This window comes from Candidatus Njordibacter sp. Uisw_058 (genome assembly GCF_047730065.1).
Classification (GTDB): domain Bacteria; phylum Pseudomonadota; class Gammaproteobacteria; order Pseudomonadales; family Balneatricaceae; genus Njordibacter.
Genome location: NZ_CP159829.1, coordinates 1,656,596 through 1,673,014, shown reverse-complemented (window position 1 = coordinate 1,673,014; position 16,419 = coordinate 1,656,596). Strand labels below are relative to the sequence as shown.

18 protein-coding genes and 1 pseudogene are annotated in these 16,419 nt (G+C 44.4%); 17 read left to right on the top strand and 2 right to left on the bottom strand.

Annotated elements, in window-relative coordinates; translation table 11 throughout:
* Window positions 1–50: 50 nt before the first annotated feature.
* From ABXT59_RS07825 to ABXT59_RS07815, 3 genes are all read left to right on the top strand, one after another.
* Window positions 51–218, top strand: coding sequence for a DUF6435 family protein (locus tag ABXT59_RS07825; RefSeq protein ID WP_443635332.1), 168 nt, complete (start codon window positions 51–53; stop codon window positions 216–218).
* A gap of 751 nt (window positions 219–969) precedes the next feature.
* Entirely contained in the window at window positions 970–1,797 is an 828-nt protein-coding gene (locus tag ABXT59_RS07820) for an OmpA family protein (protein WP_443635331.1), read from the top strand.
* A gap of 246 nt (window positions 1,798–2,043) precedes the next feature.
* Window positions 2,044–2,691 carry a YHYH domain-containing protein gene (locus tag ABXT59_RS07815; RefSeq protein WP_443635330.1) on the top strand — a complete coding sequence of 216 codons (648 nt, stop codon included), beginning with the start codon at window positions 2,044–2,046 and terminating at the stop codon, window positions 2,689–2,691.
* Window positions 2,692–2,724: 33 nt separating this feature from the next.
* On the opposite strand, the gene ABXT59_RS07810 is transcribed toward ABXT59_RS07815, so the two are convergent.
* Both ABXT59_RS07810 and ABXT59_RS07805 read right to left on the bottom strand, forming a co-directional pair.
* Window positions 2,725–2,970, bottom strand: coding sequence for a hypothetical protein (locus ABXT59_RS07810; RefSeq protein WP_443635329.1), 246 nt, complete (start codon window positions 2,968–2,970; stop codon window positions 2,725–2,727).
* A 1-nt stretch (window position 2,971) separates the two neighbouring features.
* Entirely contained in the window at window positions 2,972–3,160 is a 189-nt protein-coding gene (locus ABXT59_RS07805; RefSeq protein WP_443635328.1) for a hypothetical protein, read from the bottom strand.
* 323 nt (window positions 3,161–3,483) lie between these two features.
* Between ABXT59_RS07805 and ABXT59_RS07800 the strand changes: the two genes are divergently transcribed.
* The 14 genes and pseudogenes from ABXT59_RS07800 to ABXT59_RS07735 all read left to right on the top strand — a co-directional run bounded on the left by ABXT59_RS07800 (window position 3,484) and on the right by ABXT59_RS07735 (window position 16,336).
* A complete protein-coding gene (locus tag ABXT59_RS07800; protein WP_443635327.1) occupies window positions 3,484–4,383 on the top strand; it encodes a DMT family transporter in 900 nt (299 codons plus the stop codon).
* Between the two features lie 69 nt (window positions 4,384–4,452).
* Window positions 4,453–5,304 carry an aminotransferase class IV gene (locus ABXT59_RS07795; protein ID WP_443635325.1) on the top strand — a complete coding sequence of 284 codons (852 nt, stop codon included), beginning with the start codon at window positions 4,453–4,455 and terminating at the stop codon, window positions 5,302–5,304.
* A gap of 165 nt (window positions 5,305–5,469) precedes the next feature.
* Window positions 5,470–7,509, top strand: a complete 2,040-nt coding sequence (dnaX, locus tag ABXT59_RS07790) for a DNA polymerase III subunit gamma/tau (RefSeq protein WP_443635323.1) — start codon at window positions 5,470–5,472, stop codon at window positions 7,507–7,509.
* A gap of 21 nt (window positions 7,510–7,530) precedes the next feature.
* The gene (locus ABXT59_RS07785; protein WP_443635321.1) at window positions 7,531–7,857 is read left to right on the top strand and encodes a YbaB/EbfC family nucleoid-associated protein; all 327 of its coding nucleotides are present in this window, start codon (window positions 7,531–7,533) and stop codon (window positions 7,855–7,857) included.
* A gap of 22 nt (window positions 7,858–7,879) precedes the next feature.
* Complete coding sequence (gene recR, locus ABXT59_RS07780) at window positions 7,880–8,491, top strand: recombination mediator RecR (protein ID WP_443635320.1); 612 nt, start codon at window positions 7,880–7,882, stop codon at window positions 8,489–8,491.
* Between the two features lie 2 nt (window positions 8,492–8,493).
* The gene (rnd, locus tag ABXT59_RS07775) at window positions 8,494–9,612 is read left to right on the top strand and encodes a ribonuclease D (protein ID WP_443635319.1); all 1,119 of its coding nucleotides are present in this window, start codon (window positions 8,494–8,496) and stop codon (window positions 9,610–9,612) included.
* The gene (locus tag ABXT59_RS07770; RefSeq protein ID WP_443635318.1) at window positions 9,612–9,908 is read left to right on the top strand and encodes a YcgL domain-containing protein; all 297 of its coding nucleotides are present in this window, start codon (window positions 9,612–9,614) and stop codon (window positions 9,906–9,908) included. Before rnd ends, ABXT59_RS07770 begins: the two co-directional genes overlap by 1 nt.
* A gap of 33 nt (window positions 9,909–9,941) precedes the next feature.
* Complete coding sequence (locus tag ABXT59_RS07765) at window positions 9,942–10,403, top strand: YcgN family cysteine cluster protein (RefSeq protein WP_443635316.1); 462 nt, start codon at window positions 9,942–9,944, stop codon at window positions 10,401–10,403.
* 82 nt (window positions 10,404–10,485) lie between these two features.
* Entirely contained in the window at window positions 10,486–12,162 is a 1,677-nt protein-coding gene (locus ABXT59_RS07760) for a VWA domain-containing protein (RefSeq protein WP_443635315.1), read from the top strand.
* Between the two features lie 75 nt (window positions 12,163–12,237).
* Complete coding sequence (locus ABXT59_RS07755) at window positions 12,238–13,005, top strand: hypothetical protein (protein WP_443635314.1); 768 nt, start codon at window positions 12,238–12,240, stop codon at window positions 13,003–13,005.
* Between the two features lie 107 nt (window positions 13,006–13,112).
* Window positions 13,113–13,361 (top strand): annotated as a pseudogene (locus tag ABXT59_RS07750) (M23 family metallopeptidase); the annotation flags it as partial.
* Window positions 13,362–13,387: 26 nt separating this feature from the next.
* Entirely contained in the window at window positions 13,388–13,729 is a 342-nt protein-coding gene (locus ABXT59_RS07745; protein WP_443638580.1) for a bactofilin family protein, read from the top strand.
* A 95-nt stretch (window positions 13,730–13,824) separates the two neighbouring features.
* On the top strand, window positions 13,825–14,592 hold the full coding sequence (locus tag ABXT59_RS07740) for a class II glutamine amidotransferase (RefSeq protein WP_443635313.1): 768 nt from the start codon (window positions 13,825–13,827) through the stop codon (window positions 14,590–14,592).
* Window positions 14,593–14,713: 121 nt separating this feature from the next.
* On the top strand, window positions 14,714–16,336 hold the full coding sequence (locus ABXT59_RS07735) for an AMP-binding protein (protein ID WP_443635311.1): 1,623 nt from the start codon (window positions 14,714–14,716) through the stop codon (window positions 16,334–16,336).
* The last annotated feature ends 83 nt before the right edge of the window (window positions 16,337–16,419 follow it).

Here is a 16,419-nt window from a genome sequence, read left to right as displayed (position 1 = left end):
AATGTATACTCATCAACCAGTATTATTATCAACACAAAGAGTCAAATGCCATGTTTGGATTGTTTAAAAAAGACCCAGCAAAAAGGCTACAAAAGCAATACGAAAAGCTATTGTTTGATGCAATGCAATTGCAACGAAAGGGAGACATTATGGGATATTCTATGACAACCCAAGAAGCTGAGAAAATACGTGAGCAGATAGAAGCATTAAAAGAATGACCCAAAAAGTTCTTTAGAACCTCGCAGCCAGGTCAGATCAGAGTAGTTCAGATAATATAAGAGTAGATCAGAGCCATCAGTTGCAATGACCCTGCGTTAAAAGGCTAATGTTGGTGTGGTATTACTGACAAAGTTTGTCAGGTTGAAAACCTATAGTTCCCATTTAGAACTGATACGATTCAATGAACGTTTTCTTCGCGCCTTTGCTAGTAAAAGTATTAAGTAAATAAATACAACAGCAATTCCAGCGGCAAACGCTATAGTGGTATTCATAACAACTCCATTGTTATCTAAGGTGAAAGCGGCCGCTAATTTAACAGTATTAGTGTTGCCAAGCAACGGTATTTATAGGGCATTGTTGTATTTCAATAATACTTACACAGACGCAAAGTGATCCATACGTCGTTTTTATGAGTTATAAATAATGCGCATGACGTATGGGTCAACAACAAATGACCCTATAGCTTTTATAACAGCTCCAAGATCAATTCTAATCCCATTTTCAATCCCAATCCCAATCCCAATCCCAATCCCATCTGCAGTTTTAACTCTGCCTGCCTAAAATTAGATTAAAAGTCTTAAAACTAAGCTTAGTTTCAAAGAATCATGTGAAATTCAGACTATCTTCATCATTGATCACGAAGAATTCAGAGTCTATTCAGAGAAGGTTCACACTTATCAGGTTAAATAACTCTAACTTAATCAGTAACCCAAACGACTTGGGAAACCTACAGCCAAAGAGGAATTTAACATGAAAACCAAAAACCAATTAGTTTTAGCAATGACCATCGCTATGATTACCATGCCAGTATTGGCTGCAGGTCCATCGGGCAATAACGACGTATGGACCAGCGGCAATGGTTCAACCATAGTCGATGGTAACGGCAACCCCATTAGAACCATTCATTACCAAAACAAAACAAGCCTGGTGGCTAATGTAAAAGCTAACGCCAATACTCAGCCTTCGCCTTCACTGCTTGCCGTCATTAAAAAAGCCGTGACTAAAGCATTTAATGCAGAAGCAGAACCAACGCCAATGATCGCCACCCAAGAACAAGCTCCTAAGCTGGCTAAAACCCTAGTGCTCAAAAAAGCGCCAGCACAAGTAATTGCTGCTAGTGCTGTTATTACCCATCCAAAAGCCGCAGTGGAGGTTCTTAAAGAAGTAGCGCCAGCACTTGGTAACGCCAATGTAAAGGTGACGGCTGTTAAGCCACCTAAAATTGATTACAGCTTTCACGATTACAAGGCCACAGTCTTATTTGACACTGGCAGTGCAGTGCTGACTGAAGATGCCTCGAGTAGTCTTACGCAATTAGCCATGGCCACTAAAAAAGCCGAAAAAGTGATTTCCCTGCAGGTGCTAGGCCATGCGGACACTCGCGGTGATGCAGGCTACAACATGACATTATCTGAAGAGCGCATGCTCAGTGTGGCGCAGTTCTTTGATGGTTTAAAACTCAAAGTGACTTCTATGTTTGCTAAAGGTGAAACCTCCCCAGTCATGGGCGATAAGGGCGAAGACCTGACGTTAAGCCGCAGGGTTCAGGTATTTATCAAAACTCGACATATTGATTAATGCAAAATCACAAACATGGTTAAACAAAATGCGTTATCTTAGTAGATTTTTTATGACTTGCGCCAAAGATTATAGTGAAAAAATAAACTTAAATTTGTCGTTGATCGTAATTCAAATTATTAAAAAAATTTTTTATAGGTGCCGTCATCGTCTCACTTGCAGTAACCCCGAACATCGTTTGCTGATTCAGTCACTGATGTAAACCCTAAGGTCATTAGGCGCTATTTTCGTATTTGGAATAGCGCAGTGGCCACGAATTATAGGCTAGAAGTGGTATTAATAAAGATGCAGGGTTTGGCAGTAGCCATCATCATGGTTCTATTATTGTTGGTGTCTTTTAAGGTGTGGTCCCATGGTGGTCGCCTTAACTCAGAGGGCTGCCACAATGATACAAAAGCAAAGCAATACCATTGTCACAAGGCCAATGCTAAAGCCGGTGATAAAACCGATGATATAGGTAATAAAACCCTGGGGCAAAGTAGCTTATCGGGCATTTATAACCGTGATCATTGGAGTTTTAGATCGTCTGCATCGCCTTTATCGAGTTCACTCGTAGGTTGGTATACGGGAGTGAGTGGTAACGCCACTGATGTGGATCATGTGGTGGCTTTAAAAGATGCCCACCTTTCTGGTGGCAAGGGCTGGAACTTTGTGCAGAAACGCGCCTTTGCCAATGATCCATTGAATCATGTGGCCGCAGTACCCTATGTAAACCGCACGTTAAAAAGTGCCTTTAAGCCGCTAAAATTTATTACTAAGCTGCGTCATTCAGGTTATCGCTTTGCTCATGGTCGGTGTGTTGCTTATGTTAATTTATACATCAAAGTGAAGCGTAAATATGGCTTAAGTTTGGCATCAAACCGCGTTGATGCTGCTAAATTGGCTTGCCAGTGAGTCATTTAATCTTTCGTTGCTATCGAGCAACTGCTAAAAGGTCATGCTTTTTTGATTAGGTGACCATTTACCCACTTCTAGCTTAATGGTGCCTAGGCCAACTTTCTTGAGCCATTTGGCTGCTGAATCTATTGAAGCCCAGGTTTTAATGCTGCCTGCATGGGTGGTAATGACTTTTTTGTCACCACTAAGGGTGCAAATCTCGGCATGAATGATAGCGCCATTGGCAATAATACTAACCGCTTTTACTGCGCCTGCTTCAACCAGGCCTTGAAGCATTTTATTGTGCATCATCAAACAACTGGTTTTGTTCAAGTACGGGGTAGCCAGCATCACGGCAATATTGTCGGATCATCATCTCTACCATATTGGCAACGCTCCTGTGTTCTTGGTTGGCGGCATAGCGCACAGCATCCTTAACTAAGGGGTCAACTCGCAGGTTTAAGGTGGTGGTTTTTTTAGCGTTCATGACACAATTATTGTACAAACGCGTTACATATGCAACATATGTAGTATTTCTAATTTTTTACCCTGTGTAACTTTTGTAAGTTAGGCTATTAATGGGTTAGCAATGGTCTAGCTGAGCGGTGTGGAATAACCAATCAGGCAAAGTTGGGCTTGGGTGGTTTTTGGAGGTGGCCCACAAGTGGAGATTTAACAAGGTAGGGCTATGGATAGTATGGATTAAAAGTAGTTCTGGAGTTTTATTTGCAGGTTAAGCCCATCAAGGCTGACAAGAAGGTCGCTTTGTGTCTTAATTGGCTCCCATTTGCCCCAAGAATTTAGGTACTCATGTCAGTTGTCATTCCGGTTATCAGCCAAAGTAATAATAAATTGGGTGCCGTATTCCTTATTGGACAAATTGTCATGTCATTAGTGTTGGCTAGCATGGTGAAGGTGCTGCAACCCGACTTTTCTGTGTTTGTGATTTTATTCTTTCGCTACCTGTTTTGTTTGCCGCTTTTGGTGGCATATGCCATTTATACTCGGGGTGCCCAATTTTTAAACATTACCAATATACGAGGCCTCGCTCTGCGCACGGGGTTTGGTTTATTGGGACTGACCATGTGGTTTTTATCCATTATTTATTTAGACATCAGTCTTGCTACCGCGTTATCCCAAACTATGCCTATTTTTATTACCGGTTTGTCGGTATTAATTGCCGGGGAAAAGGTGGGTTTAAAGCGCTCTGCTTCAGTGTTTGTTGGTTTTTTTGGGGTTGTGGTACTTATCTTCCCACTGACACCCACGGTTAATTTATTGGGTGTGTTTTACGCTTTATTAGGGGCCTTTTTTTCTGCCCTTATGTTTGTCTATTTGCGGGTGTTGGGACGCACTGATCCTGCCGTAACAACGGCCATTTGGTACAACTCAACGGGAGTGGTTTTAGCAGGCATTATTGCCTTTAGCTTTGATGGTTTTGACGCGATACAACAACTTTCATCCCTAACCCCTCTATATCTGCTCATTGCGCTGGGTGTTTGTGCCAGTTTTCAGCAGTTCTTTCTGGCCCAAAGCCATATGTATGCTCAAGCCTCTATGCTTGCTCCATTACACTTTTTAGCGATACCTTTAGGCATTGGCATTGGCATCATGTTTTTTAATGAGAGCATTACTCTTAAATTCTTAATGGGTACGGCTATTATTATTGCTTCTACTTACTATATTGTGATGCGCGAGCAGGCTAAGTAAGCATCAACCATATCGGTTTGGAGACCAACTATGACACCCCAAAGCTTGGCCCATGTAAATGGTTAAATAGTGCCCATTAACGAGGCAAAAATATCCCTTTTAGATTGGGGTTTTTTGCATTCTGATGCCACCTATGACGTGGCACATGTGTGGGATGGGCATTTTTTTCGCTTAGATGAGCATGTGCAGCGTTATTTTGCAGGCATGGAAAAATTACGCATGTCCATTCCTTATAACGAAACCCAGCTGACAGTCTTGTTATTAAAGCTAGTGGGGCAAAGTGGCTTGCGTAATGCCTATGTAGAAATGATCACCACACGGGGTGTGCCAGAGTCGGGTTCGCGTGACCCTCGCACTTGTAAAAACCAGTTTTTTGCTTTTGTAGTGCCTTTTGTTTGGATTAGCCAGCCTGATCAAGGTTTGCATCTGGCGATCAGCCAACAACAGCGTATTCCCAGTGCCTCGGTGGACCCCACCATCAAAAACTACCATTGGTTAGATTTAGTTATGGGGCAATTTGAAGCCTATGACCAAGGTGCTCAAACGGCGGCGGTAGTGGATGACAAGGGCAACATAAAAGAAGGTCCTGGGTTTAATATTTTTATCATTAAAGATCGCCAGTTGCGCACCACTGCAAAGGGTGTGCTTGAGGGCATTACGCGCAAAACGGCTATACAATTGGCCCAGCAATTAGGCCTACAAGTAAAGCTGGGGGAAATCTCAGCGCAAGATTTGCGTCAAGCTGATGAAGCCTTTGCCACCAGCACTGCCGGTGGCATTATGGCCATTACTCAGGTGGATCATCAGGTGTTAGGTCGGGGGCAGATAGGGCCTCTGACGCAGCAATTGAAAGACGCCTACTGGGCCATGCACTCACAGCCCAAGTTCACCCTTGAGGTGGATTATGAGTTGCCGTTGTAACGCCGCTTTTGTTCAGACAAGTAGGCAAGTGAGCAGTTAAAAAGCACTGCGCCAGCATTTGATTTAGTTGGTAGCTTTAATTGCGCGTGGCTCCTATAATGTGATTAACAATGTTGTTTAAAACGCTAGTTTTCTAGTTTGTGTTTCTACTGAACGAGTCCCTGCATGGCATATCAGGTTTTAGCCCGTAAATGGCGGCCCCAAAATTTCCACACTATGGTAGGTCAAGAGCATGTATTACGTGCCTTGGTGCATGCCTTAGATGAGCAACGCTTGCATCATGCGTATTTGTTTGCTGGCACCCGTGGGGTTGGTAAAACCACAATTGCGCGCATCTTGGCGCGCTGCCTTAACTGCGAAGAGGGCGTTAGTTCTACTCCCTGTGGTGTGTGTTCAAGTTGCGTTGAAATTACTGAGGGTCGTTTTGTTGACCTAATTGAAGTGGACGCGGCCTCACGAACTAAAGTAGAAGACACGAGAGAGTTGCTCGATAACGTGCAGTATGCGCCTACAAGAGGCCGCTTTAAGGTTTATCTGATTGACGAAGTGCACATGCTTTCTACCAGCAGTTTTAATGCCTTGCTTAAAACCTTGGAAGAGCCACCTCCTCATGTAAAGTTCTTGTTAGCCACCACCGACCCACAAAAACTGCCCATCACGGTGCTGTCGAGGTGTTTACAATTTAACCTTAAGAACATGCCTGCTGAGCAAGTTGCAGGCCATTTACGACATGTGCTTACAAGTGAAACCATTGCCTTTGCCGAAGCCTCTTTGTGGCAGTTGGGTCGCGCTGCTAAAGGCAGTATGCGTGACGCTTTGAGTTTGACAGATCAGGCCATTGCTTTTTGTGGTGGTGATTTAACAGAATCTGCTGTTAACCAAATGTTAGGTAGCATTGACCAAGGCAAAGTCGTTGAGATTGTCAGCCAGTTACAGCAAGGCAACGCCTCTGAACTGTTGAAACTTATTGGTGAGCTGGGAGAGCAGGGGCAAGATTTCACTGGGGCCCTAGAAGACTTATTGAGTTTGTTGCATCAAATGGCCATTTGTCAGGTATTACCAGAGGCTCCTGTGTCTGTGCAGTTTGATAGAGCTAAGGTGAAAGAACTAGCCCAACAAACGAGCCCTGCAGACGTTCAGTTGTTTTACCAAATGGGTATTATGGCGCGCAAAGATTTAGAACTTGCACCCGATCTGCAAGCCGGTTTTGAAATGACTTTGTTACGGATGCTAGCCTTCAGGCCACAGCAGCACGCAGGCCAGATGAAAATCACAGAACCTCAAACGCAAACGCAAACTCACACCCAAACTCACACCCAAACTCAAGCCCAAGCCCAAGCCCAAATGCCAGAGTCTATTATTGCAGCAGAAGCTGTTGTAGAAAGTGCAGCAGAGTCTTTAGTTGAGCAGGCTAAGCAAGTTAAGCAAGTTGATGAGTCTGCAGCACAGGGCATGCCTGTTACTGAGATGGCGTCAGTGCCTGACGCACCACATGAAGAACCCTCTGTGCCAGAGGCAGTGCTGGTTCAAGAGACAGCGCCAGTTCAAGATTCACCGCCTTGGGAAGAAGAACCGATGCAAGCACAGCAGCCGGTGTTTAATCATGCTCATGAAGAACAACAAGGTGAGCCAGAACCCCAACTAGAACAAGCCGCAGCAGCTGAACCCGCCTCGGCACCAGAATCTGAAAGTGAAAGTGAAAGTGAAAGTGAAAGTGAAAGTGAAAGTGAAAGTGAAAGTGAACCTGCAGTGGCAGAGGGTTTAATGCCTGCAAAATCGGGTCGTGATTGGACTTTGGCTGATTTAACGCAAGAGAACTGGGTTAAAGTGTTTAATGATCTTAATTTATCAGGCATGACTCATGGCATTGCATCTAATATGGTGTTCGCCCAGCGACAAGGCACAAAGCTACAATTTACCTTGCAGCAAGGCCAAAGTAGTATGCTCAATGACACTCATCAAGGCCGCATGCGTGAGGCCTTGGAAGCAATGTTTGGTTGTAACTTGGAACTTACCATTAATATTGGCAAAACCCAGATAGAAACGCCTTTTGCCAACCGTCAAAGGCGTGAAACAGAACATCAACAGCAAGCCATCATAGCCTTAGAAAATGATGCTAATGTGGCCAGTTTAACCACGGCTTTTAATGGCCAACTAGATACCAATAGTGTGTTACCCGTTAACCCTATTGAAATTGAAACTTAAACTTATTCCAGAGAAACTAATATGTTAAAAGGTGGCATGGGCAATATCATGAAACAAGCCCAAAAAATGCAGGAACAAATGCAACAAGCACAAGAAGACATGGCTAAAGCTGAATTTACTGGCGCGGCTGGAGCAGGTCTAGTGCAAGTAGTAATGACTGGACGTCATGATGTAAAACGTGTTCATTTAGATGATTCACTTTTGTCTGAAGACAAAGAAATGCTCGAAGATTTATTGGCGGCAGCCGTGAATGACGCGGTGCGTAAAGTAGAGCAGGCCAGCCAGAATAATATGTCTGATATGACCGCTGGCATGGGTATGCCGGCGGGTTTTAAAATGCCGTTTTAAGTTAATTATAGGTTCACCATACATGTCCTTTAGCCCACTCATTGATGATCTTATTGAGTCTTTACGATGCTTGCCAGGCGTTGGCCGTAAATCAGCTCAACGCATGGCGTTGCATATTTTAGAGCGTAATCGTGAAGGTGGGGCAGTACTTGCCCAAAGCTTAAACCTTGCCCTTGATAAAGTAGGGCGCTGCGAACAATGCAGAACCCACAGTGAGTTACCGATATGCCGTCTGTGCAGCCAGCCAGAGCGGCACATGTCTACTTTGTGTATTGTTGAGACACCTGCAGATGTGTTGGCTATTGAACAAGGGGCTGGGTTTAAGGGTTTATATTTTGTGCTCATGGGGCATCTTTCCCCCATGGACGGTATTGGCCCTAATGAACTGGGCTTAGACGTTTTAATTTCACGCCTGAGTGATGAACAGATCACAGAAGTTATTATTGCCACTAACCCTACCATCGAGGGCGACGCTACTGCCCATTTCATTCACCAATTAATAAGTCAACAGCCAAGCCTCCAAACCATTAATGTGACCCGCATAGCCCATGGAGTCCCCATTGGTGGAGAACTAGAGTATGTTGATGGCGGCACTTTGGCTCACGCCTTTGCCGGCCGTAAGAGTTACACCTAATTATGTCATCTGATTACCAATACATTGATACCAATGCAGGCCTGCAACAGGCTTGTGAAACACTTATTCAAGCCCCTGCCATTGCCGTAGATACAGAGTTTGTGAGGGTAGACACCTTTTATCCTATTCCCGGATTAGTTCAAATAGCCGCTGCGGGTGAAACCTTTTTAATAGACCCAATCACTATTGACCAGTGGCAGCCATTACAAGCTCTGTTAACAGACCCTGGCACCCTTAAAGTGATGCATGCCTGCAGTGAAGATTTAGAATTATTTCAGCATTGGCTAGCGTTACGCCCCACACCCATAGCCGATACGCAAATTGCTGCCGCGTTTGTAGACATGGGCTTGTCGCCAGGTTATCAAAGTTTGGTGTTAGACCTACTAGGGGAAACTGTCGACAAAGGCGAGACACGTTCAGATTGGTTGCAGCGTCCGTTAAGAGATTCCCAATGCCATTATGCAGCGATGGACGTAGCCCACCTTATGCAGTGTTATGATTTGTTAGCCCAGCGCCTAAAAGATAAAGGTGTGTGGCAATGGTATGAGCAAGACATGCAACGTTTATCTCAACCCAAGCCACCCATAGCTCCAGAACTGGTCTATATCCAAATGAAAAATGCTTGGCGCTTGCAAGGCAAGTCGGTTGGCCGTTTGCGTGGCTTAGCCGCGTGGCGAGAAGAGGTGGCTCGGAGTGAAAACAGGCCAAAGAATTTTGTGGTCAAGGACACCAGTTTGATTGAGATGGCACGCACCAATCCCACCGATCTCAATGCCTTAGGCCAATGCCCTGACGTGCGCCCCAGCAGTTTAAGGCGCTATGGTCAACAATGGTTGTCTATTCTGCAGGCCTCCTCTGAAGTTCTGCCAGGCGTGCCTCAGCCCTTGTCTAAAAATGAAAACAAAGACTATAAACGCCTGCATAAAGTGGTTACAGATCAAGCTGAACATGCCGTACTTCAAGTACAATTAATGGGCCGCAAAAAAGAACTGCTTGAGCTGTTCGAAGGCTTGCGTAATGAGCAGCCATTTAGCTTACCAAGTAACTGGGAAGGTTGGAGAGAAGAGTTTCTTGCCGAGCCAATTGCCAGGGAATATAAACTCATCCAAGAGACACATTAATGACTCAAAAACGTATTATTTGCTCTATTTATCGCAGCAAAAAGAAAGACGAAATGTATCTTTATGTGGATAAAACTAAAGCTCTAAGCCTAGTGCCAGAGGCCTTGCTTAAAATGTTTGGTAAACCTGAGCACCGCATGGATATGTTACTAACAGCTGATAAAAAATTCGCGAAAGCCAAGGCAGAAGACATCTTGTCAAATATTGATGCACAAGGCTATTATTTACAAATGCCCCCCGTGCGTGAAGAGTACATGTTAGATCTTTACAGAACACCGGTTAACCCAACCTACTAACTTTTACCCTCTTATAGGGATAAACTGGAGCTTATGAAAGAGTCGACACAAACAGGATTTTGGAAAACAACCGCACCCAAAGAGATGACCAGTGAGCAATGGGAGTCTTTATGTGACGGCTGTGGCCGCTGTTGTTTGCAAAAATTAATTGATGATGACACGCCTTTGATGTACCACACCAGTGTGGCTTGTCGTTACTTAGATCTTAAGTCCTGCAAGTGCAGCGTTTATGAAACGCGCCAAGATAAAGTTTCAGACTGTACCTTGGTCACGCCTGATACAGTGGCTGAGTTCAACTGGTTGCCTGAAACCTGTGGTTACAGGCGTGTGTCAGCTGGCAAGGATTTACCAGATTGGCACCCCTTGGTCACAGGTGACCCCAGATCTACTGTCAAAGCCGGTATGACAGTACGTAAGTGGGCGGTTTCAGAGGCTAAAGTGTCAGAAAGTCGCTGGGGTGAACACATCATCGAAATCCAACACTTAGGAGAATAATGTTAGATACAGTGCCTTGGTGCAGTATCTTTATTTTGTGTTAAGGTGTTTGGCATAACTATAACAATTGGGTTTGGAATCAATGTTTAAATTTCATGCTATACGCAGTCTAAGTGCGTCGCTTTTAGTAGTCTTTATTGCTTATACACAACCAACCATGAGCCAACCCTTATCTAATGAAATGGATATTCGGGTGTTGATTGATGTGTCTGGCAGCATGAAAGACACCGACCCCAATAAATTACGCATTCCAGCCTTGCAGGTATTAACGCAATTATTGCCAGCCGGCAGCAAGGCCGGTATTTGGCAGTTTGCTGATGACCCTAAAGTCATTGTTCCTCATGGTGTGGTGAATGCCCAATGGCAAAAGCAGGCCTCTGCTGCCACTCAAAATATTTCCTCTAATGGCCAATTTACGGACATTGGAGCCGCTCTTAACGCGGCGTCATTTAATACCCAAGATCAAGTCCAAGGTAGGCAGTTGCATGTCATATTGTTAACGGACGGTATGGTTGACGTGAGTAAGGATGTGGCGAAGAATAAACGTGCCCGCACGGCCCTGCTGGGCCCTATTCTGCAACAATACATTAACGTGGGTGCTCGAGTGCACACGGTGGGCTTATCCCATAAAGCGGATAAGGCCACCTTAGGTGCAATGGCCCAAGCCACTGATGGGTTGTTTGAGGTGGCAGTGAATGCTGACCAGCTGTTAGAAATATTCTTAAGGGCTCTGGATAATACGGTCATTACCCAACAAGTGCCTGTGCAAGTGACTGAACAGTCTTTTGTGGTGCAACAAGGTGTTGAGTCCATGACTGTGGTCATCGAAAAAAATGGTGATGACAATGTTAAACTTAAAGATGGAAAGCAGCGAGTCTTTGGTCGTCAACAAACCCGCATTAATCAACAATGGCAATCGTCATTAACCCACGATGTGATTAGGGTGCAACAACCCACACCGGGTACTTGGGCTTTAATTAGTGATACGGCCACTTTAAAACGTGTCAATGTCGTTGGCAAATTGCAGATATTGTTGCAACAAAGTCATCAAAATATCAAGGTAGGCCAGCGCAGTTATATTGATGTGCAGTTAGCCAACGAACGCGGTGAGTTATTGTCTGCTGAGCAACTGCAAGGCTTTGAGCTTAAGGTCAATATGAGCGATGGGAATGCGCAAGTGTTTAGCCAGCAACAAGCCTTTGTCGCAGATGCTAAAACCCGTATGCAATTGCCGGTGCTCAATGAACCGGGCATGTATAACCTGACTATATCAGTGGCTAATGGCCAACTCATGCGCACCATTAACCGCAGTCTTAGAGTTCATCCACTGGTGCCTTTAGTCAGTAATGAAGCAGACTCTGCTGGGGTGTTGGAAACAGATGAAGTGGCTAATCAGACATCCCAAGTTGAAGCGATATCAGTTAGCAATGAAACGGCTTCACCTGCACTGCAGTCCCTTATGGAAGAAGACTCAAGCGCCAAGCCAGTAGAAACTGCGAACCAAGCTGAAACGGCGGCAAGTCAGATTGCTAGTTTGGTTAAAAAAATAAAAGCCAAGGTCATGAGCCCAGAAAAAACGGTGTCAACCCAACCTAAGGCTGATGTCACAGCTAATGAGAATGTTGACACTAGCAACAGCCAAGTGACTGAGGAAACCTTGTCATCTACAGATTGGCGCTGGATTATAGGGCTTGGTGCTGGCTTTATTTTGTTGGTATTAGTGATTATTTTACGCCGTAGGCCTAAATCATTCAGTTAAATTCAAAATAACGCCTAGACTATATAAGGTTAATAACGGGGTTGCAGTTGACCCCTCCTTATACGGAGTCTTTATTTGTGGCGCAGTCTGTTAGTCATGGTGACTAATTATTTGGGTTCCACCCAATTTTATTTAACACGAACTCACCAAAAAATTGGCCTTACAATTATTACTCTCACGCTTATGAACATAGTGGTGGGTGAGGGTGCGCTTGTGTGGTTAGTCAAGGCTCATCACGATGTGCTGCAACAAGCTGAAAGCTTTCGACAGTCTGACATTAAATCTAAAGACCAAATCAACAAACTACAAACCAGTGTTGTGAATCTGTTGCCTGCTTCTAAACATACAGCAACAACTATGGTTAATTTTCAGCATTTTCTTAATATTATACCAGCAGCAGCAGCGCCTTTAGAATATTTGGAAAGTAAAACTAAACACGATAACGCCACCATTCAAGCCTTAAAACAACGCTTAAATGGACTCGTGGAATCTCACTCTGAGATTAATCAAGAATTACTTAGACAAACTCAATCTCAGTTTAAGATGAGTCAGCAACTGCATCAACAAAACCAAGAAATTTTAGTCATGGAGCAGAGCTTGCGCCAGTTGCAGAGTCTCTTGGGTGCTCAGGTGGATCATGAGTTTGATTTAACCTTGGCTCCTCAAATAATACAAACGGCGCAGAATCGACTCACATTGCTGGCCCCCATTCCAAATTCGTGGCCTGTGGCCAAAAAAACGGCAATTACTTCCTCCTATGGTAAGCGTTTACATCCCATTACAGGTACAAAAAAATGCATAAAGGTATTGATATTCGGTGTGTATAAGGTGCTCCAATATTAGCCACAGCCAATGGTGTGGTGGCTAGAAGCATAAAATCCCTAGGCTTTGGCAATGTGATTACGTTAACCCATAGCTATGGTTTTTCGAGTCGTTAAGCTCATTTACAAAAACGTTTAGCGCACCGTGCTGAGTTTATTTATAAAGGGCAGGTTATTGGTCTGTCCGGCAGTACTGGGTTATCTAATGCGCCGCATCTGCATTACGAAATACAATTTTTAACAAAACAAAAAAACCCTTGGCCATCTATTAATTGGAACTTATCCAATTTTGATGGCCTTTTTCAACAAGTTAAGCAGGTTCAATGGCAATCTTTAATCAAACCCACTCAACTCAAGACTACCCAACTACAGCAGTAACGATTATTGCAACAGGTAACTGATTTATTGGCGATATTGACGTATCTGGTCAACTGCAGGTGGATGGCGCTATGGAGGGTAGTATCTGCGCCCAAGACACCATGTCCGTGGGTGCTAAAGGTCAAGTAAATGGCTGTGTTAAAGGTCAATTAGTTCAAATTGCAGGTCGCTTTAAAGGTGAAATGTGGTTTCAAGACTTAGCCATTTTTCCAGGTGGTTTGGTGTCAGGTAAGGTGCATTGCCAGCAAATGGTGATCGAACCTGGGGGCAGCTTTTTAGGCCATCGTGATGAAATAGCAGCACAAGGCCATGATGATTATTCTCAACTCGAACTGACCAGCGTGTTATTGGAACCCATTGAGGTCTAATCGGTGCCAAACTCAAAATAACACTTGAGCAAAAGGGGTGACTTCCAAGATAATGGGGTTTAATCTGAACCCTAAGTTAGGCTGGAGCCAATCCTATGTGTGAACTTTTAGGCATGAGTGCTAATGTGCCTACTGATATTTGTTTTAGTTTTACTGGGCTCATGCAGCGTGGTGGCGGCAGTGGCCCCCATCGTGATGGCTGGGGCATTAGTTTTTACGTGGGCAAAGGTTGTCGCTCTTTTCACGACCCCCAACCCAGTGCTAATTCAGAAGTGGCCCGCTTAGTGCAACGCCATGCCATGAAGTCACACATCGTTATTAGCCACATTCGTCAGGCCAATGTGGGTCGTACTTGTTTAGAGAACACACATCCATTCCAAAGAGAGATGTGGGGTCAGCACTGGACTTTTGCTCATAACGGGCAACTTAAGGATACATCTAGCTTAGCTTTGAACCACTACTTGCCCGTGGGGGATACAGATAGCGAGCATGTGTTTTGTTGGTTGTTAGGTGAACTGCGCATGGCTTTTCCTAAACCCCCCTCGGATGCGTTGGTGGTGCGCTACTTTTTGCAGCAGCGGTGTCAGTTTTTGAAGACCTTGGGAGTATTTAATATGCTCTTGTCAGACGGTGATCATCTTTATTGTTTCTGCTCAACCAAACTCAGTTGGATTACCCGCAGGGCGCCTTTTGGTAATGCCTGCTTAAGTGATGCTGATGTGAACGTAGATTTTGGTAAAGAGACAACGCCCAACGACATTGTGTCGGTGGTAGCAACAGAGCCTTTAACAGATAACGAAACTTGGCATACCCTTCAGCCTGGTGACATGCTGGTGCTGCATAAAGGCATTGCATTAAGCTGATATGGTGCCTTGACTTGAATGATGCCATTACTCGCTTAAAAGTTTTACTGGTTTTCAAACAAATGTTTGATTAGCATAGGTGTCAATTACATTATTAATAACAATAATTAAAGGTTTTATTATGACTCAAATTTCTGGTGTAGACCTTGGCGAATATCATTCTGTTACTGATGTGTTTCTAGAAGCCTGCGATAAGTATGCCCAAAAGCCTGCTTTTAGTTGCATGGGGCAAACCCTGTCATTTACTGAGATGGAGCGCCTAACGGCTAACTTCGCCTCTTATTTACAAAATCATACCGATTTAATAGTTGGCGACCGCATTGCTATCCAATTGCCCAATGTACTGCAATTCCCTATTGCCGTTTTTGGTGCCATGCGCGCGGGTATGGTGGTGGTGAATACTAATCCTTTGTATACCGTGAGAGAAATGGAGCACCAGTTTAATGATTCTGGTGCCAAAGCCCTATTGATTTTAGCCAACATGGCCAGCCTAGCTGAACAAGTGGTGCCTAAAACTGGTATCAAACATGTCATCGTTACTGAATTGGCTGACATGCATCCCTTTGCTAAGCGTTTGTTAATTAATACAGTGGTGAAGCGGGTCAAGAAAATGGTGCCCGCCTATGCTTTGCCTCAGGCTTTAAGTTTTCGTGAAACCTTGGCATTAGGTGCCAAAAAAGCCCCTGTTGCTGTGCCTTTAACCTTAGATGACACCGCAGTGTTGCAATACACTGGCGGCACTACTGGCGTTTCTAAGGGTGCCCAGTTATTGCATAAAAACTTAGTTGCCAACATGATGCAAGTGCGCGAACTCATTGTGGATATTTTAGACGGTGACCGAGAAGTGATGATTGCGCCATTGCCGCTCTATCATATCTATGCATTTACCGTGAGTTTGGTGATGTCAGATATGGGCCATGAAATGGTACTTATTCCTAACCCCCGAGATATTCCAGGCTTTGTGAAGGAGTTAAGTAAACATAAGTTTTCTTCCTTTGCGGGACTCAATACTCTATTTGTCGCCCTGTGCAACAATAAAGAATTCAAAGCACTGGATTTTAGCCACTTAAAACACACGATTTCTGGTGGTATGGCCCTAACTGAAGCAGCAGCATCCACTTGGCAAAAGGTCACAGGGTGTCAAATACAAGAAGCCTATGGACTCACCGAAACCTCTCCAGCCGTTTCCTTTAATCCCTATCGCGATATTCGTATTGGCACTATTGGGAAAGTGGTCACGGGTACTCAAGTCAAGGTGATTAGTGAGGACGGCATTGACCTAGGTTTTGATCAAGAAGGGGAGCTTTGTGTTAAAGGGCCGCAAGTGATGGCAGGCTACTGGCAGCGACCTGAAGCGACAGCTGAGGTGATGGATGCTGATGGGTGGTTTAAGACGGGCGACGTGGCTATATTAGCTGAAGATGGTTTTATTCGGCTTGTTGATCGCATAAAGGATATGATTAACGTGTCTGGTTTCAATGTGTACCCCAACGAAATAGATGATATCGCAAGTCAACACTCAGGTATTTTAGAGTGTGCTGCCGTTGGTATTCCTAACCCAGTAAGTGGTGAAACCGTGAAGCTGTTTGTGGTTAAGTCTGACCTTAATTTAACCGCAGACGATGTCATCAGCCATTGCCGAGAACATTTAACCGCTTATAAAGTACCCAAGGAAGTGGAGTTTAGAGATGATTTACCCAAAACTAATGTGGGTAAGATTTTACGCCGGGCATTAAGGGAATAATTCGCTGTTACTTTAACAGGCTCTTAGCCATACCATTGCCATAGTGACGATTCCAAGGCACCCAAAAGGGCAACTATGCGACT

Bases quoted from the DNA above. Each gene is read 5' to 3' on its own strand.
- ABXT59_RS07770 (WP_443635318.1), top strand. From the start codon at position 9,612: ATGACTCAAAAACGTATTATTTGCTCTATTTATCGCAGCAAAAAGAAA.
- ABXT59_RS07810 (WP_443635329.1), bottom strand. From the start codon at position 2,970: ATGCTTCAAGGCCTGGTTGAAGCAGGCGCAGTAAAAGCGGTTAGTATT.
- ABXT59_RS07825 (WP_443635332.1), top strand. From the start codon at position 51: ATGTTTGGATTGTTTAAAAAAGACCCAGCAAAAAGGCTACAAAAGCAA.
- ABXT59_RS07800 (WP_443635327.1), top strand. From the start codon at position 3,484: ATGTCAGTTGTCATTCCGGTTATCAGCCAAAGTAATAATAAATTGGGT.
- dnaX (WP_443635323.1), top strand. From the start codon at position 5,470: ATGGCATATCAGGTTTTAGCCCGTAAATGGCGGCCCCAAAATTTCCAC.
- ABXT59_RS07760 (WP_443635315.1), top strand. From the start codon at position 10,486: ATGTTTAAATTTCATGCTATACGCAGTCTAAGTGCGTCGCTTTTAGTA.
- ABXT59_RS07820 (WP_443635331.1), top strand. From the start codon at position 970: ATGAAAACCAAAAACCAATTAGTTTTAGCAATGACCATCGCTATGATT.
- ABXT59_RS07765 (WP_443635316.1), top strand. From the start codon at position 9,942: ATGAAAGAGTCGACACAAACAGGATTTTGGAAAACAACCGCACCCAAA.
- ABXT59_RS07740 (WP_443635313.1), top strand. From the start codon at position 13,825: ATGTGTGAACTTTTAGGCATGAGTGCTAATGTGCCTACTGATATTTGT.
- recR (WP_443635320.1), top strand. From the start codon at position 7,880: ATGTCCTTTAGCCCACTCATTGATGATCTTATTGAGTCTTTACGATGC.
- ABXT59_RS07735 (WP_443635311.1), top strand. From the start codon at position 14,714: ATGACTCAAATTTCTGGTGTAGACCTTGGCGAATATCATTCTGTTACT.
- ABXT59_RS07805 (WP_443635328.1), bottom strand. From the start codon at position 3,160: ATGAACGCTAAAAAAACCACCACCTTAAACCTGCGAGTTGACCCCTTA.
- rnd (WP_443635319.1), top strand. From the start codon at position 8,494: ATGTCATCTGATTACCAATACATTGATACCAATGCAGGCCTGCAACAG.
- ABXT59_RS07785 (WP_443635321.1), top strand. From the start codon at position 7,531: ATGTTAAAAGGTGGCATGGGCAATATCATGAAACAAGCCCAAAAAATG.